The organism is Paraburkholderia susongensis (assembly GCF_900177725.1).
GTDB lineage: Bacteria > Pseudomonadota > Gammaproteobacteria > Burkholderiales > Burkholderiaceae > Paraburkholderia > Paraburkholderia susongensis.
In genome coordinates this window covers 247,611-263,328 of sequence record NZ_FXAT01000001.1, presented here as the reverse complement: position 1 = coordinate 263,328, position 15,718 = coordinate 247,611, and the positions used below count along the sequence as shown (strand labels likewise).

At 66.1% G+C, this 15,718-nt stretch carries 14 protein-coding genes; 8 read left to right on the top strand and 6 right to left on the bottom strand.

The genetic code is table 11. The features are described 5' to 3' along the window. Positions 1 to 119: 119 nt before the first annotated feature. The 4 genes from tsaB (at position 120) to B9Z01_RS01145 (ending at position 3,814) form a co-directional block, all read left to right on the top strand. Complete coding sequence (gene tsaB, locus B9Z01_RS01160; protein WP_085480432.1) at positions 120 to 956, top strand: tRNA (adenosine(37)-N6)-threonylcarbamoyltransferase complex dimerization subunit type 1 TsaB; 837 nt, start codon at positions 120 to 122, stop codon at positions 954 to 956. Next, positions 953 to 1,447 carry a ribosomal protein S18-alanine N-acetyltransferase gene (rimI, locus tag B9Z01_RS01155; protein ID WP_085480431.1) on the top strand — a complete coding sequence of 165 codons (495 nt, stop codon included), beginning with the start codon at positions 953 to 955 and terminating at the stop codon, positions 1,445 to 1,447. Before tsaB ends, rimI begins: the two co-directional genes overlap by 4 nt. After that, the gene (locus B9Z01_RS01150) at positions 1,434 to 2,639 is read left to right on the top strand and encodes a uracil-DNA glycosylase (protein WP_085480430.1); all 1,206 of its coding nucleotides are present in this window, start codon (positions 1,434 to 1,436) and stop codon (positions 2,637 to 2,639) included. The genes rimI and B9Z01_RS01150 overlap by 14 nt, the downstream gene beginning before the upstream one ends. Positions 2,640 to 2,788: 149 nt before the next feature. After that, positions 2,789 to 3,814, top strand: a complete 1,026-nt coding sequence (locus B9Z01_RS01145; protein WP_085481138.1) for a DUF1853 family protein — start codon at positions 2,789 to 2,791, stop codon at positions 3,812 to 3,814. A gap of 62 nt (positions 3,815 to 3,876) precedes the next feature. Here B9Z01_RS01145 and thiD read toward each other — a convergent pair whose 3' ends face one another. Together thiD and lplT are read right to left on the bottom strand one after the other, a co-directional pair. After that, positions 3,877 to 4,683 (bottom strand): bifunctional hydroxymethylpyrimidine kinase/phosphomethylpyrimidine kinase, encoded by an 807-nt coding sequence (gene thiD, locus B9Z01_RS01140; RefSeq protein ID WP_085480429.1) that lies wholly within the window; start codon positions 4,681 to 4,683, stop codon positions 3,877 to 3,879. A gap of 80 nt (positions 4,684 to 4,763) precedes the next feature. Continuing rightward, positions 4,764 to 6,071, bottom strand: a complete 1,308-nt coding sequence (lplT, locus tag B9Z01_RS01135) for a lysophospholipid transporter LplT (protein WP_085480428.1) — start codon at positions 6,069 to 6,071, stop codon at positions 4,764 to 4,766. A gap of 218 nt (positions 6,072 to 6,289) precedes the next feature. On the opposite strand from lplT, the gene alr reads away from it, so the two are divergent. The 3 genes from alr (at position 6,290) to B9Z01_RS01120 (ending at position 9,172) form a co-directional block, all read left to right on the top strand. Further along, positions 6,290 to 7,360, top strand: coding sequence for an alanine racemase (alr, locus tag B9Z01_RS01130; protein ID WP_085480427.1), 1,071 nt, complete (start codon positions 6,290 to 6,292; stop codon positions 7,358 to 7,360). Positions 7,361 to 7,363: 3 nt separating this feature from the next. Then, on the top strand, positions 7,364 to 8,740 hold the full coding sequence (radA, locus tag B9Z01_RS01125) for a DNA repair protein RadA (protein WP_085480426.1): 1,377 nt from the start codon (positions 7,364 to 7,366) through the stop codon (positions 8,738 to 8,740). A 153-nt stretch (positions 8,741 to 8,893) separates the two neighbouring features. Next, positions 8,894 to 9,172 (top strand): DUF2866 domain-containing protein, encoded by a 279-nt coding sequence (locus tag B9Z01_RS01120; protein WP_085480425.1) that lies wholly within the window; start codon positions 8,894 to 8,896, stop codon positions 9,170 to 9,172. Between the two features lie 124 nt (positions 9,173 to 9,296). Here the strand turns inward: B9Z01_RS01120 and B9Z01_RS01115 are convergent, their stop codons facing one another. Both B9Z01_RS01115 and B9Z01_RS01110 read right to left on the bottom strand, forming a co-directional pair. Then, positions 9,297 to 10,304, bottom strand: a complete 1,008-nt coding sequence (locus B9Z01_RS01115; RefSeq protein WP_085481137.1) for a CaiB/BaiF CoA transferase family protein — start codon at positions 10,302 to 10,304, stop codon at positions 9,297 to 9,299. 119 nt (positions 10,305 to 10,423) lie between these two features. Continuing rightward, a complete protein-coding gene (locus B9Z01_RS01110; RefSeq protein ID WP_085480424.1) occupies positions 10,424 to 12,397 on the bottom strand; it encodes an ATP-binding cassette domain-containing protein in 1,974 nt (657 codons plus the stop codon). A gap of 225 nt (positions 12,398 to 12,622) precedes the next feature. Between B9Z01_RS01110 and B9Z01_RS01105 the strand changes: the two genes are divergently transcribed. Beyond that, positions 12,623 to 13,102, top strand: coding sequence for a glutathione peroxidase (locus B9Z01_RS01105; RefSeq protein ID WP_085480423.1), 480 nt, complete (start codon positions 12,623 to 12,625; stop codon positions 13,100 to 13,102). A 67-nt stretch (positions 13,103 to 13,169) separates the two neighbouring features. On the opposite strand, the gene cls is transcribed toward B9Z01_RS01105, so the two are convergent. Together cls and prmB are read right to left on the bottom strand one after the other, a co-directional pair. Then, complete coding sequence (cls, locus tag B9Z01_RS01100) at positions 13,170 to 14,639, bottom strand: cardiolipin synthase (protein ID WP_085480422.1); 1,470 nt, start codon at positions 14,637 to 14,639, stop codon at positions 13,170 to 13,172. Positions 14,640 to 14,824: 185 nt separating this feature from the next. Then, positions 14,825 to 15,709: a 50S ribosomal protein L3 N(5)-glutamine methyltransferase gene (gene prmB, locus B9Z01_RS01095; RefSeq protein WP_085480421.1), complete on the bottom strand. Its 885-nt coding sequence runs from the start codon at positions 15,707 to 15,709 to the stop codon at positions 14,825 to 14,827. Positions 15,710 to 15,718 lie beyond the last annotated feature (9 nt).

The following is a 15,718-nucleotide window of genomic DNA, read 5'->3' as shown; positions in this document are numbered from 1 at the left end:
CCGCTGCGGGACCGAGGGCTTATTCCAAACGCTCACGGCCGGGGAGCGGTTCGGCGCGCCAGTGCAAACCCGCCGGCAAACCACCATCCACGCGCACGGCGCCGATTACAATACGGTCCATGACTCAAACAGTGCTCCTTGCCCTCGATACTTCGACCGAATTCTGTTCGGCGGCGCTCGTGTCCGCGTCCGTCGATTCAGCCGGTCAGCCCACCGCCGAACCCCGCGTCTGGGTGCGCCACGAGCAGACCGGCGCGGTCTCCAGCACGCGCCTGCTCCCGGCGATCCGCGAACTGTTCGACGAAGCGGGTCTCGCGCTCGCGGACTGTAACGCGATCGCGTTCGGCTCCGGTCCCGGCTCGTTTACCGGTTTGCGCACGGCGACCGGCGTCGCCCAAGGCCTCGCGTTCGGCCTGAATCTGCCGGTCGTGCCGCTCGGCACCCTGCTTGTGTGCGCGGAAAGCGCGCGTCTGCGCGATCCGTCGGCGACGCGCGTGCTGGCCGCGCTCGACGCGCGCATGGACGAAATCTATTGGGCCGACTACGCGTGGGACGACGCGCAACACGAATGGCGCACCGTGCAAACGGCGTCGCTCGATGCGCCGCAGCGGCTCGTGCTGCCCGACGTGCCGTTCACGCTCGCAGGCAACGCGGCCGCTGCGTTCGGCGCGCGGCTGCCCGCGGTTGCCGCCGCGCGCAGCGTCGATGGCGAGGCGCTGCCGCATGCGGTGCCGCTGGCCTATGCTGCGTTGCGCGCGTTTCACGCAGGGCGTACCGTGCCCGCCGATCAGGCTGCACCTGAATACATACGCGACAAGGTCGCTCAGACCACTGCGGAGCGCGCCGCAGAAAAAGCGGCCAAGGCGGCGCAGGCGGCACAGACAGCAACGCAGGCGGCCGGGCATACGCCCGACGGCGCGCCCCGGCAAGCGCCCCACGGTGAGGCGAAGCAATGAGCGGCGTGTTGCTCGCGGACCGCTACATGTCGCCGATGACCGAAAGCGATCTCGACGAGGTCGCCGCGATCGAGAAGCTCGCGTATGAGTTTCCGTGGAGCCGCGGCAATTTCGGCGACTCGCTGCGCAACGGCTATTTCGGTATCTGTCTGCGGCACGTGACAGGGGCGCTGATCGGCTATTGCGTGCTGATGCCGGTCGTCGACGAAATGCATCTGCTCAACCTGTGTGTCACGCCGCAGGCGCAAGGCGCCGGTGCGGGTCTCGCGCTGCTGCGCGAGGCGGTGCGCATTACACACGCCGAAAAGCTCGAAGGCCTGCTGCTCGAAGTGCGGCCGTCGAATCATCGGGCGATCCGGCTTTACGAACGCTTCGGCTTTGCATCGATCGGCCGGCGTAAGAACTATTATCCGGCGCGGCATCGCGGCCGGGAGGACGCGATCGTGATGCGTTTTTCGTTTGCTACGGAGGGCGCAGATGGCGCTGCATGAATCGGTGCTCGAAGAATTCGGACTCGCGCCGTTGTGGGTGCGTCGCGGGATGGCGGCGCGGCCGGCTGTCGATGAGGCGGGTGCCGGGTATAGCGATGGCCAGGGCACGCAGGATGATGGGCGTGCCGAAGCGGCTCGCGCGGCGGCCGGCGAGCCGGTCATCCCGGGTGACGGACGCAATCGGCCGGACGATCGCGTCGCGGCGGGGCGTGCAGATGAGCCGCGCTCCGTGCGGGGAGATGCGCAGGAACACGCGCAGGAACACGCGCGCGATGAGCGTCACGTGGAGCCTGCTGCGCAGGTTATGCGCGAGCCGATGCGCGCATCGGCGGACGTGCCGCCGCCGCCGGCGTTGTCCGAATCTGTGCAGCAGGACGAACCCGCGCCGCCGCGCCGCCCGGCACGGCAGCCGGAGCAACAGTCGAAGCAACAGTCGGAGCAACAGCGAACACAACCGCAAGCGCATTCCCCCGAACCGCCAAACTTCGACGCCCCGCCCGACGACGACTTCGCGTGGTTCGATGATCTGCCCGCTCATGCGCCTGCTCATGCGTCCCCTCACGCACCCGCCGAAGCTCGCGGCGACACCCCCTCACTGCCACCCGTCCATACGCTCGACTGGGACGCACTGAGCGAGCGCGTCGCCGCGTGCGAGTCGTGCCGCCTGTGCGAGAAACGCAGGAACACGGTCTTCGGTGTCGGCGATCGTCATGCCGACTGGATGCTGATCGGCGAAGCGCCCGGCGAGAATGAAGACCGCCTGGGCGAGCCGTTCGTCGGTCAGGCCGGCAAGCTGCTCGACAACATGTTGCGTTCGCTTGCGCTCGCGCGCGACACCAACGTCTATATCGCGAACGTCATCAAGTGCCGCCCGCCCGGCAACCGCAATCCGCAGCCGGATGAAGTCGCGCGTTGCGAGCCGTATCTGCAGCGTCAGGTCGCGCTCGTCAAGCCGAAACTGATCGTGGCGCTCGGCCGCTTCGCAGCGCAAAGCCTCCTGAAGACCGAGGCGAGCATTTCGTCGCTGCGCGGCCGCGTGCATGCGTACGAGGGTGTGCCCGTCATCGTCACCTACCATCCCGCTTATCTGCTGCGCAGCCTGCCCGACAAGGCGAAGGCCTGGGCGGATCTGTGCCTCGCGCGCGACACGTGGCTGGCGGGCGGTGGCGCGTCGTCGAACGAGCCGACGTGAGCACGCCCAATGGGCTCAACGGGTCGGCGGCGCCCGATGCCGCCGCGCCCGTGACCCGTGCCGCGCTTTTCGGCCAGCTTCTCGGCACGCTTCCCGACACGCTTCTCGGCACACGTCGCGACACACTTCGCGACACACTTCGCGGCGCGCTGCTCGACACGCCGCTCGCTCCCACGCACGATCCATCACGTGATGATCCATTGCGCGATCCCGCCGTGCGCGATCTCGCGTGGCTGCTGCTGAGTCCCGATCTGCTGCGCCCGCAATCGCCGATCGGTGCGCTCGCGAATCCTTTTGAAACACCGTCGCAATTGCAGGCCACGACCGCCTGGCTGCGCGCGCTCGACGCCGCGCCAGAGTCTCTGCATCTCGATCTCGAGGCGACGCGCATCACGCGTCTTGGCCGCTACGCTGAACGGCTGCTCGGCTGGTTTCTGCAGTACGGACCGGCGGCGCAACTCGTCGCGGCTGGCGTGCCGTTGCGGCGCGCGGGCGTCACGCTCGGCGAATGCGATTTTCTCGTGAGCACGCGCGAGGGTGCGCGGCTGCATTGGGAACTGGCGGTGAAGTGCTATCTGCACGCGGGCGAAGCGCGCGAATCATCGGCGGGACGTCTTGCCGATTACGTCGGCCCGAATCTGAAGGACCGCTTCGACATCAAGCTCGCGCATCTGCTCAACCATCAGTTGCCGTTGAGCGCGCGCGAGGAGTTTGCGTCGGCGGGTTATCCGGGGCCGTGGACTGCGCAGATGTTCGTCAAAGGTTGGCTCTTCTATCGACATGGCGATACGCCGGCCGACCCCGTCGAACTCGACCCCGCGCATGGGCGCGGCTGGTGGGTCACGCGCAGCGACTGGCCGGCGTTCGCGGCGGCGCACGCGCGAACGTGGCGGGCGTTGCCGCGGCTGGAATGGCTCGCGCCGCGACGCGTCGCGCTGGACGAGCAGGGCGCGAGCCGGGGGAAGAACAAAGACGAGAGCAAAGACAGCGATATGGCCGAAGGCGCGCCATACGTCGATGCACCGACGCTCGCCGCCCAAACCTCGCCTCAGCGTGGACCCGTCATGGTCGCGGCGTTCATCGAGGACGGCGCGGGTCATCTGATCGAACGCTCGCGCGGCTTTATCGTGCCGGACGACTGGCCCGAACACGCACGGCACTACGCAACGCAGTAGCGCGGCATCAGTGCCGCTATCAGTGCTGCATCAGTACCTTGGAAGACAGGCCGCGCGGCCCGTCACCACCAGGCGTGAAAATGATGCACCGGCCCCACGCCGCTGCCGACCGCGAGCCGGTCACTTGCCTGCAACGCGGCAGTCAGATAGCGCTTCGCATCGGTCACCGCGCTCGCAAGGTCGCTGCGCTGCGGAATCAAAGCCGCAATCGCCGACGAGAGCGTGCAACCCGTCCCATGCGTATTCTTCACCGGCACGCGCGGGCCGCCCAGGCGCAGCGTGCCGCTCGCCTGCACGAGCCAGTCGGGGCTATCCGCCGCGCTCAGATGGCCGCCCTTCATCAACACCGCGCGTGCGCCGAGCGCGCGCAGCGCCTCGCCCTGGTCGACCATGCCGGCTTCGTCGGTGGCGGGCTGCGTGCCGAGCAACGCGGCGGCTTCCGGCAGATTCGGCGTGAGCAGATCGGCGAGCGGCAGCAGTTCGTCGCGCACGGCCGCGACCGCATCGGGCAGCAGCAGCGCGTGATTGCTTTTCGAGATCATCACCGTGTCGAGCACGATGTGCTTCGGCTTGTAACGGCGCAGCGCATCGGCGACCGCGCGCGCGATCGGCGCGTTCGCGAGCATGCCGATCTTCACCGCATCGATGCGGATGTCGTCGAACACCGCGTCGAGTTGCGCGGTGACGAAGCCCGGATCGGGCGCGTGTATCGCGCTCACGCCGCGCGTGTTCTGCGCGGTGAGTGCGGTAATCACGCTCGCGCCGTAAGCGCCGAGCGCGGAGAAAGTCTTCAGATCGGCCTGGATGCCGGCTCCGCCGCCGGAATCGGAACCGGCGATCGTCAGCACATTGGGAATCGGTTGGGTCATGGTCAAGCGAGGAAGAAGGAGCGCACGCGAGAAGCGCGCGCATCGTCGAAAAAGCCGGCTCGCTGCGGTTCTGTGCTTGCTCAGTGCTTCGCTTCGCCGATCAGCGCGACGGAATCGAACGCACGCTGGTTCGCCTGGTGGCGCCGCATCACGAGCCACATCATCAGGCAGACGAAGGTGCCGAACAGCATGATCACCGCGGTGACCGGCACGTCGAGCCACACGAGCACCGCGTACAGGCACAGCATGACGAGCACCGAGAGATTTTCGTTGAAGTTTTGCACGGCGATCGAATGACCCGCCGACAGCAGCACGTGACCGCGATGCTGCAGCAGCGCGTTCATCGGCACGACGAAAAAGCCCGACAGGCCGCCGACCAGCATCAGGAAGATATACGCGAAGATCAGATAGCCCGGCACGTGCATGCGGCCGAAATAGATGCCCCAATGCGTGGGAAACAGATCGCGCGTATAGAACGCCATCAGCATCACGGACAGGCCCATCATGATGCCGACCGGCAGCACCGAGAGCGACTTCTTGAGCGGCACGCGCGAGGCCGCGAAAATCGCGCCGGCCGCGACGCCGACCGCCACCACCGCCTGCAGGATCGCCGCTTCGGAAAGCGACATGTTCAGCGACACCTCGGCCCACTTCAGCACGATGAATTGCAGCGTCGCGCCCGCGCCCCAGAACAGCGTCGTGACCGCGAGCGAAATCTGCCCGAGCTTGTCGCGCCACAGCACGAGAAAGCAGTCGGCGAAATCGGTGATGAGGCGGATCGGCCCGTGTTCCTGTTTCGGATAACGCGCGCCGGTGTCGGGAATGCGCAGATTGAAGAGCGCGGCGATGATGTAGATGCCCATGATGACGAGCATCGCGGCTTCCGCGGGCGTGTTCACGGTGGGGATGTGCTGCCTGAGAATCGGCGCGGCGATATGCGGGCTGATCAGCGCGCCGCCGAGCACCGTGCCGAGAATGATCGAGCCGACCGTGGTGCCCTCGATCCAGCCGTTCGCGGCAACGAGGCGGTCAGGCGGCAACAGTTCGGTGAGAATGCCGTACTTGGCGGGCGAGTAGGCCGCCGCGCCGAAGCCGACGATGCCGTATGCAATGAGCGGATGCGCGCCGACCAGCATCGTGATGCAGCCGACGACCTTGATGGTATTGGTGACGAACATCACGCGTCCTTTCGGACGGGAGTCGGCGAAGGCGCCGACGAAAGCGGCGAGAACGACGTACGACAGCACGAAGAACAGCTTGAGCAGCGGCGTCATCCAGTTCGGAGCGTGAAGATCTTTCAGCAGTGCGATAGCAGCGATCAGAAGCGCATTGTCGGCCAGCGACGAAAAAAACTGCGCGGCCATGATGGTGTAAAAACCTTTTTTCATCTGATGCGATGCTGTCCTCGCTGCGGCCTGTCCGCTCCGGCCGTTTGCAATGCGTCCGGCCTTATGCCGATCGAAATGGGTTGTGCGCACGGCTTTATATCACGAAAATAGCTGGATTCGGACTAGCAGAATCCTTGATCGCACCGCCCAGCGGGCCGCCGAGCGCTGAAAACGCCGTGTAAGCCGCTGATTCGCAAGTGTCTTTACGAAAAGAACCCATGCCGCGCCCCCTCTCAGCCACGATTCATACCGCCGCTCTCGCCAATAACCTCGCCGTCGCCCGGCGTTATGCGCCGAAATCCAAAATCTGGGCCGTCGTCAAGGCAAATGCTTACGGGCATGGCCTCGCGCGCGTGTTTCCGGGTTTGCGCGCAACGGACGGCTTTGGGTTGCTGGACCTGGAAGAAGCGGTGAAGTTGCGTGAATTGGGCTGGGCAGGCCCGATTCTTTTGCTGGAAGGCTTTTTTCGTCCGACCGATATCGACGTGATCGACCGCTACAGCCTGACCACCGCGCTGCATTCGGACGAACAGTTGCGCATGCTCGAAATGGCGCGCCTGTCCAAACCGGTCAATATCCAGTTGAAGATGAACACCGGCATGAACCGGCTCGGCTACACGGTCGAGAAATTCCGTGCCGCATGGGAGCGCGCGCGCGCCTGCCAGGGCGTCGGCCAGATCACGCTGATGACCCATTTCTCCGATGCCGACGGCGATCGTGGCATCAAGCATCAGATGGAAGCATTCGAGCGCGGCGCGCAGGGCATTGCCGGCGCGCGCAGCCTCGCGAATTCGGCGGCCACGCTCTGGCATCCGGAAGCGCATTTCGACTGGGTGCGCCCGGGCATCATCCTGTACGGCGCGTCGCCCTCGGGCGTGACGGCCGCGATCGAAAGCACCGGCCTGCAGCCGGCCATGACGCTCGCCTCGGAACTGATCGCCGTGCAAATGCTCGGCGAGGGCAGCACGGTCGGCTATGGCTCGTCGTTCACCGCGCGCGGGCCGATGCGCATCGGCGTGGTGGCGTGCGGTTACGCGGACGGCTATCCGCGTATCGCGCCGGAAGGCACGCCGGTGATCGTCGACGGGGTGCGCACGCGCATCGTCGGGCGCGTGTCGATGGACATGCTCACGGTCGATCTCACGCCGGTGCCGACTGCCAACGTCGGCTCGCGCGTCGAGCTGTGGGGCGCCGCGCTGCCGATCGACGACGTCGCGCAGGCGTGCGGCACGATCGGCTACGAGCTCATGTGCGCGGTCGCACAGCGCGTGCCGGTCCGCGCGGAGTAACGCGTGGCGAAAGCGAAGACGTTGTACATCTGCAGCGAATGCGGCGGGCAGTCGCCGAAGTGGTCCGGCCAATGCCCTTCGTGCAATGCGTGGAACACGCTCATCGAATCGGTCGCCGAAGGGCCGGCCACGCACCGTTTCCAGTCGCTCGCGAAGAGCACCCCGGTGCGGCGCCTCGCCGACATCGACGCGTCCGACGTGCCGCGTTTTTCCACCGGCGTGAGCGAATTCGACCGCGTGCTCGGCGGTGGTCTCGTGCCGGGCGGCGTGGTGCTGATCGGCGGCGATCCGGGCATCGGCAAATCGACGCTGCTGCTGCAATCGCTCGCGGAAATCGCCGCGCACAAACGCGCGCTTTATATCAGCGGTGAAGAATCGGGCGCGCAGATTGCGTTGCGCGCGCAACGGCTCTCGCTGCTCGAACCGGGGTCGACCGCGAGCGAGCTGCAATTGCTCGCGGAAATCCAGCTCGAAAAAATCCAGGCGACGATCACCGAGCAACGGCCCGAGGTCGCCGTGATCGACTCGATCCAGACCGTTTATTCCGATGCGCTCACCTCCGCGCCGGGTTCGGTCGCGCAGGTGCGCGAGTGCGCGGCGCAACTCACACGCATTGCCAAGCAGTCGGGCACGACGATCATCATGGTCGGCCACGTGACGAAGGAAGGCGCGCTCGCGGGCCCGCGCGTGCTCGAACATATCGTCGATACGGTGCTGTATTTCGAGGGCGATACGCACTCGTCGTACCGTCTCGTGCGCGCGATCAAGAACCGCTTCGGCGCGGTCAACGAACTCGGCGTGTTCGCGATGACCGAGCGCGGCTTGCGTGGCGTCGCGAATCCGTCGGCGTTGTTTCTGTCGCAGCACGAGCAGTCGGTGCCGGGCTCGTGCGTGCTGGTCACGCAGGAGGGTACGCGGCCGCTGCTCGTCGAGGTGCAGGCGCTCGTCGACGCCGCCAACGCGCCGAATCCGCGGCGCCTCGCGGTCGGTCTCGAACAGAACCGCCTCGCGATGCTGCTGGCGGTGCTGCATCGGCATGCGGGCATCGCGTGTTTCGATCAGGATGTGTTTCTGAACGCGGTGGGCGGCGTGAAGATTTCCGAGCCCGCCGCCGACCTCGCGGTGCTGCTCGCGATCCATTCGTCGATGCGCAACAAGCCGCTGCCCAAAGGGCTCGTCGTGTTCGGCGAAGTGGGGCTTGCCGGCGAAATCCGGCCATCGCCGCGCGGCCAGGAGCGCCTGAAGGAGGCGGCCAAGCTCGGCTTCTCGGTCGCGGTGATTCCGAAGGCCAACGCGCCGAAGCAGCCGATCGAAGGCTTACAGGTCGTTGCGGTCGAGCGGATCGAGCAGGCGATCGACCGGGTCCGCACGCTCGAATAAACAGGGACTTGCGGCGCGTGTGCGTAGTGTGTGCACCTTGCGCGCCGTAATTCCCGGTAAATATCTCCCTATTGGCTGTAACCTGGCCGCCATGCCTTTTTTCTAAGCTGTAAGGGTATCCATCCCCTCTGATGCCCGAAAAAGGATCGCGCTTTGAAACAGTCACGTGAAACCGTAGCCGAGCGTTCCATTCAGGTGCGCGGCTGTCGTGTCTCAGCACCGATTCGCCAGCCTTGGGGCGGCGCTTGCCGGATCGTCGAGTGGATCGACACGGCAGGGCAGATATCGCGGCGGGTGGTGGCCGAGGACGTCACGGCCGCCGAAGTGCGCGCCACGATCAGCCGTCATGTGGAAGGCCGCAAACATCTGCTGCACGACGACGAAAAAACGCCGCGTCAGACCCTGCCGAGACAGTCGGCCGCGCGGCGCTGAGGGTGCGGGGCGGGGCCGGCCGCAGCGCGTGCCGCACGTGCTAACCCGCGAGGTTTTTCTCATCGCCGTCTCTCGCAGCATCGCTCGCTGCATCGCTCACACTCGCGGCCGCACTCGCCGCCGCCTACGCATGCGGATTGAAGAGCGGATGCTGCGCGGCCTCGGCCACCGTCAGCACCGGCGACACGCAACAGTCGAGCGCTTCCAGCGACTGCACCCATTCGTCGAGCGTGCGTGTGCCGATCACGCCGGCCAATTCCCCGATAAGCGCGATGGCGTCCGGACCACCGATCGCCTGGCCGAGGCTCCAGTGGCGCGTCGCCCATTCTGGCCGGTCGAGCGCCATGCACAGCGTTTCCCAGAACTTCAACTCGAGCGCGCCCACCGCGAGCCAGCGGCCGTCGTGCGTGCGGTACAGGTTGTAGCAGGGCACGCCGCCATTGAGCAGACCGGCGCGGGCGGCAGGCGCCGCGCCATCGTTCGCGAGCGAGACTTGTGCGATGACGTTGTGCGCATACGAGGCATGCGTCATCGAGACATCGACGAAACGGCCTTCGCCGCCGCGCGCGACGTGCCATAGCGCGGCGAGAATCTGCGTGACCGCGCTCAAGGCGCCGCCGAGCAGATCGGCGATCTGGAAGTTGGGCAGGATCGGCGTACCGTCCTCGTCCGCGAGCTGATCGAGCACGCCCGCATAGCCGATGTAGTTCAGATCGTGACCGGCGTGCCGCGCGAACGGACCATTCGCGCCGTAGCCGGAGATCGCGCAATAGACGAGGCGCGGGTTGGCCGCGCGCAGCGTTTCATAGCCGATGCCTAGACGCTCCATCACGCCGGGCCGGAAGCTTTCGATCAGCACATCCGCTTCCGCCGCGAGCGCGCGCAGCACGTTGCGTCCCGCGTCCGATTTGAGGTCGAGACGCGTCTCGCGCTTGCCGCGATTGACCATCCGGTAGAACGCGCCGGGCCGTCCCGCGACACGGTCGCCCGACGATTGCATCATCGTGCGGGTAGGGTCGCCCGCGCCGGGCGCTTCGATTTTCAGCACGTCGGCGCCGAGCTCGGCGAGCCGCAGCGCGGCCACCGGACCCGGCAGGAGGCGCGTGAGGTCGAGCACGCGCAGCCCCTGCAGCGCGGGCGGCGCGGATGGCGCTTCAGCCGCCGATGATGCGGACGACGAAGCGGACGATGATGTCGCAAATGACAAAGCAGGCTCCCGTCGATGCCGGCGCGGCCCGGCGCTGCGTGCCGCTAGCCGATCTGTTCGAGTTCCTCGTGCGTCTCGAGCCATTCGGCTTCGAGCGTTTCGAGGCGCGCGTTCACATCTGCCTGACGGCGGATTGCCTCCGTCAGCTTGTTCTTCTGCTCGGGCTCGTAACTGGCCGGATCGGCGACGAATGTATCGAGCGTCGTCTTCTCCGTGTTGAGCGTGTCCATTTCCTTTTCGATCGTCGCAATGCGGCTTTGCAGCGGCCTTTTCAGATGCGCGAGCTTTTGACGTGTTTCCGCTTCGAGGCGGCGCTGCTCCTTGCGATTCACGTTTGCGTCAGCGCCGCCGGTGCCGTTGGTGCCGTTCATGCCATTAGCCGACGCACTCGCCGCGCCCGCCGCATTCGCCTTCAACGCCGCGCGCTGCTCGGCCGCATGCTGCAGCAGCCAGTCGCGATAGTCGTCGAGATCGCCGTCGAATTCCTGCAGACGATGTTTTGCAACGAGCATGAACTGATCGGTCGTCGCGCGCAGCAGATGCCGGTCGTGCGACACGAGAATCAGCGTGCCCTCGAACTGCGCGAGCGCCATCGTGAGTGCGTGGCGCGTTTCGAGGTCGAGGTGATTGGTCGGCTCGTCGAGCAGCAGCAGGTTCGGCTTCTGCCAGATGATCAGCGCGAGCGCGAGGCGCGCCTTTTCGCCGCCGGAGAACGGCGCGATCTTCGAGGTCGCCATGTCGCCGGAAAAATTGAAGCTGCCGAGGAAGTCGCGCAGTTCCTGTTCGCGCGTGTCGGGCGCGAGGCGCGCGAGATGCTGCAACGGCGTGTCGTCGGGGCGCAGCGTTTCGAGCTGATGTTGCGCGAAGTAGCCGATGCGCAGCCCCTTGCCTTCGCGCACGTGGCCGGCGAGCGCTTCGAGCGTGCCCGCGAGCGTCTTGATGAGCGTGGACTTGCCCTGGCCGTTCGCGCCGAGCAGGCCGATGCGCTGACCGTTCTGGATCGACAGCATGACGCGCTCGACGATCGGAATCTCGCTGCCGTCTTCGGCGTGGTAGCCGCAACGCACGTCTTCCATGACCATCATCGGATTCGGCGCGGAATCGGGCGTGCGGAACTCGAACGTGAACGGCGAGGCGACGTGCGCGGGCGCGATCAGCTCCATCTTTTCGAGTGCCTTCATGCGGCTTTGCGCCTGGCGCGCCTTGGTGGCCTGCGCCTTGAAGCGGTCGATGTAGCTTTGCAGATGCGCGACCGTGCGCTGCTGTTTTTCGTACGCGCTCTGCTGCAGCGCGAGTTGCTGCGCGCGCAGCACTTCGAATTGCGAGTAGTTGCCGCCGTAACGTTTGATCTGCTGGTTCTCGAGATGCAGCGTGACGTTGCAGATGGCATCGAGAAATTCGCGGTCGTGCGAGATCACGACCAGCGTGCCCGCGTAACGATGCAGCCAGTCTTCGAGCCAGACGATCGCGTCTAGGTCGAGGTGGTTGGTCGGTTCGTCGAGCAGCAGCAGGTCGGAGCGGCACATGAGCGCTTGCGCGAGATTCAGGCGCATGCGCCAGCCGCCCGAGAAACTGCTGACCGGCTCGCGCGTCTGTTCGAGCGTGAAGCCGAGGCCGAGCAGCAGCGCCTCGGCGCGCGCGGGCGCGGTGTAGCCGTCGGCGTCCGCGAACGCGGCGTGCGCGTCGGCCTCGGCCGCGCCGTCGTGCGCCGCCGAGGCCGCGGCGATGCGCGCTTCGATGTCGCGCAGCGCGGCGTCGCCGTCGAGCGTGTAGGCGAGCGCGGTCTTGTCGACGGCGGGCGTTTCTTGGGCGACGTGTGCGATGCGCCAGGTCGGCGGGATCGAGAAATCGCCGCCGTCGGCATGCAGCTCGCCGAGCAGCACGGCGAACAGCGTCGATTTGCCCGCGCCGTTCGCCCCGACGAGGCCGGCTTTTTCGCCGGGGTTCAGGGTGAACGTGGTGTTGTCGAAAAGCGGCTTGGTGCCGCGCGCGAGGCTGAACTGATTGAAGCGGATCACGAAGTGGCCGGCTGAATAAAACCGCTATTTTAGACTGCCCGGAGTGTCGCCGGGCGCGCGGCCCCCGGCTGACTGCGTCGCGGCTCGTCAGCGTGCCTCGCTTCGTGCCGGCACGGGCCGCCGCGCATTGCCTCGTGTCACATGGTGCCCAGCCGGCATAGGCCATCCGGCCGACTGTATCCGCACGTCTTTTGGCATAGACTGACGGCTTTCACGGGAGAGCACATGACATCGATCTATTCGTTTTCGGCGCGCACGCTCGGTGGCGAGGAAGTGAGTCTCGCGAAGTATGAGGGCAAGGTTCTGCTGATCGTCAACACCGCGAGCGAATGCGGATTCACGCCGCAGTACGCGGGTCTGCAGAAGCTCTACGACACGTACGCGGCGCGCGGGCTCGCGGTGCTCGGCTTTCCGTGCAACCAGTTCGGCAAGCAGGAGCCGGGCGACGCCGCGCAGATCGGCAGCTTCTGCGAGAAGAATTACGGCGTGACGTTCCCGATGTTCGACAAGGTCGACGTGAATGGCCCGAATGCGCACCCGCTGTTCCGCTATCTGACGGGCGAGGCGCCGGGATTGCTCGGCCTCGAGGCGATCAAGTGGAATTTCACGAAGTTCCTGATCGGCCGCGACGGCAACGTCGTGAAGCGCTATGCGCCGCTCACGAAGCCTGAGACGATCACCGGGGACATCGAAGCGTTGTTGTGAGCCGTGCTGCCGTCGGTGAATCGCCTCGCCTGATCGCGGCGCGGGTTACAGGGTCTACGGCAAGGATCTACAGGATCGGCGCAAAGAGCCGCGCCACGTGCATCAGCATGCGCCGCAGCGCGCTCGCCTGGCGGTACTCGTTGCGGTCGATTTCGCGCGATTCGGCGAAGTCGTTGAGCAGCATCGTTTCGACTTCGAGCGCGAAGCCGCGATCCACGGTCAGTACCATGATCTCGAAGTTCAGGCGAAACGAGCGGTTGTCGAGATTGGCGCTGCCGATCGCGGCTGCCGCGCTGTCGATCAGTACGACCTTCTGATGCAGGAAGCCCGGCTGATAACGGAAGATGCGGATGCCCGCGCGCAGCGAATCGTACGCATACAGCTTCGATGCCGCGAATACGACGAGGTGATCGCGCCGGCTCGGAATCAGGATGCGCACGTCCACGCCGCGCAACACCGCGAGCCGCAGTGCCGAGAACACCGCTTCGTCGGGCACGAGATAGGGCGTCGTGATCCAGATCCGCTCGCGCGCCGCATTGATCGCTTCGACGAAAAAGAGCGAGCAGGTTTCCTGCCTGTCGGCCGGCCCGCTCGGCATCACGAGGCAGTGCATGTGCCTTGCGGTGGATTCGGCGGATCCGGCGGTTTCACCGGCCGTTTCGGCCGCCGGCGGGTCGAATTCGGGTAACTGCTGTGTGGCCCAGTACCAGTCCTCGATGAAGACGAACTGGATGCTCGCGACCGCCGGGCCGCGCACCTCGATATGCGTATCGCGCCACGGCGAAAGCGGCGGCTTCGCGCCGAGGTATTCGACGCCGACGTTATGACCCCCGACGAACGCGCGTTCACCGTCCACCGAGACGATCTTGCGGTGATTGCGGAAGTTCAGTTGCAGACGGTTGACGAAGCGGCGATTGGTCGCGAACGGATGCACTTCGACGCCCGCCGCGCGCAGCGCCGCGACGTAGCGATGCGGCAGATCGAAGCTGCCGATGCTGTCGTACAGGAAGTAGACGCGCACGCCCTGTTGCGCTTTCGCGATCAGCGCGTCCTTGAGCATGTCGCCGAGCTCGTCGTCGCGCACAATGAAGAACTGCACGATCACATAGCGGCGTGCGTTTTCGATGGCCTCGAAGATGGCCTCGAAGGTCGCTGTGCCGTTGACGAGCGTGCGCACGGTATTGCCCGACAGAAACGGCATGCCGCCCAGACGCGTGAGCGACTGCACGAGCCGCGCGCCGAGCTGCTGGGTCGGCAGTCCCGCCGACGAAGCCTGCGTGTCCCATTCTTGCGGATGCGCGCGCGTGCGCAGCAGCTCGTTCTCGACGCGGCGCGCGTCCGCGTAACCCGCGAACTTGCTGCGGCCGAGGAACAGGTAAGGGACGAGCGTCAGATAAGGCATCGCGACCAGCGACACGGCCCACGCAATCGCGCCCTGCGAGGTGCGGGTATGGAGAATCGCGTGGCAGGCCGCGATGATGCCGAGAATGTGGGCAAGAGCAACCAGCGGGCCGACGTGAAGCAGGTCGAATTGCATAAGCTCGCGAAGAGTTGGCGAAGCGCTGCGTTTCAGAAAACGGGGGCGGACAGCGGGCTCGCTCCGCGGTCTGCCGCGAGCGTGCCGGGCAACGGTTTCAGGCCGCAGCGCCGGGCAATGCAGCGCACGGCAGCGGCGAACCCATGCCAGCTTGCCTGAAAATCACGCATGGGACCAGGTCGAACTCAGACCGGCAAATCTCTGGCCTGAATCAGGAACACGTTGTCGTCGCCGGCGCTGGTCGACAGCCACACGAGGTCGAGCCCGCCGAAGGCCGCGTCGACGTGCTCGCGCTCGTTGCCGATCTCGACCACGAGCACGCCGTCTTCGGTCAGCCAGTTGCGCGCCCCGACGATGATCCGGCGCACGATGTCCATGCCGTCCGCGCCGCCCGCGAGCGCCATTTCCGGCTCGTGCTTATATTCGGCGGGCAGCGTCTGCATCGACGCGGTGTTCACGTACGGCGGATTGCTGAGGATCACATCGTAGCGGCGCTCGGCGAGCGGCGCGTACAGATCGCCTTCAAAGAGTGCGATGCGGTCGTCGAGGTGGTAGTCCGTCACGTTGCGCGCTGCGACTTCGAGCGCGGGCGCGGACAGGTCGACCGCGTCGACGTCCGCGTTCGGGAACGCATGCGCGGCGAGAATCGCGAGGCAGCCGGAGCCGGTGCACAGTTCGAGCACCGCGCCGACCTGTTCGGGATCTTCGACGTAGGGCTGCAGGCCGTCCTGCAGCAGCTCGCCGATGAACGAACGCGGCACGATCACGCGCTCGTCGACATGAAAGCGGTAGCCGTGCATCCACGCTTCCTGGGTGATGTACGCGGCCGGCACGCGTTCGGCGGCGCGCCGCTCGATCACCTTGAGCACCGCGTCGATTTCGGCTGACGTGAGGCGCGCGTCGAGAAACGGCTCGAGCAGATCGAGCGGCAGATGCAGCGTGTGCAGGACCAGATAGGCGGCTTCGTCGTAGGCATTGCCCGAGCCGTGGCCGAACGACAGTTCGGCCTGGTTAAAGCGCGACACCGCGAAACGCAGCAGGTCGCGAACGGTGGAAAACGGCAGCGTCATCGTAGGTCT

Bases quoted from the DNA above. Each gene is read 5' to 3' on its own strand.
- thiD (WP_085480429.1), bottom strand. From the start codon at position 4,683: ATGACCCAACCGATTCCCAATGTGCTGACGATCGCCGGTTCCGATTCC.
- tsaB (WP_085480432.1), top strand. From the start codon at position 120: ATGACTCAAACAGTGCTCCTTGCCCTCGATACTTCGACCGAATTCTGT.
- alr (WP_085480427.1), top strand. From the start codon at position 6,290: ATGCCGCGCCCCCTCTCAGCCACGATTCATACCGCCGCTCTCGCCAAT.
- rimI (WP_085480431.1), top strand. From the start codon at position 953: ATGAGCGGCGTGTTGCTCGCGGACCGCTACATGTCGCCGATGACCGAA.
- cls (WP_085480422.1), bottom strand. From the start codon at position 14,639: ATGCAATTCGACCTGCTTCACGTCGGCCCGCTGGTTGCTCTTGCCCAC.
- lplT (WP_085480428.1), bottom strand. From the start codon at position 6,071: ATGAAAAAAGGTTTTTACACCATCATGGCCGCGCAGTTTTTTTCGTCG.
- prmB (WP_085480421.1), bottom strand. From the start codon at position 15,709: ATGACGCTGCCGTTTTCCACCGTTCGCGACCTGCTGCGTTTCGCGGTG.
- B9Z01_RS01105 (WP_085480423.1), top strand. From the start codon at position 12,623: ATGACATCGATCTATTCGTTTTCGGCGCGCACGCTCGGTGGCGAGGAA.
- B9Z01_RS01150 (WP_085480430.1), top strand. From the start codon at position 1,434: ATGGCGCTGCATGAATCGGTGCTCGAAGAATTCGGACTCGCGCCGTTG.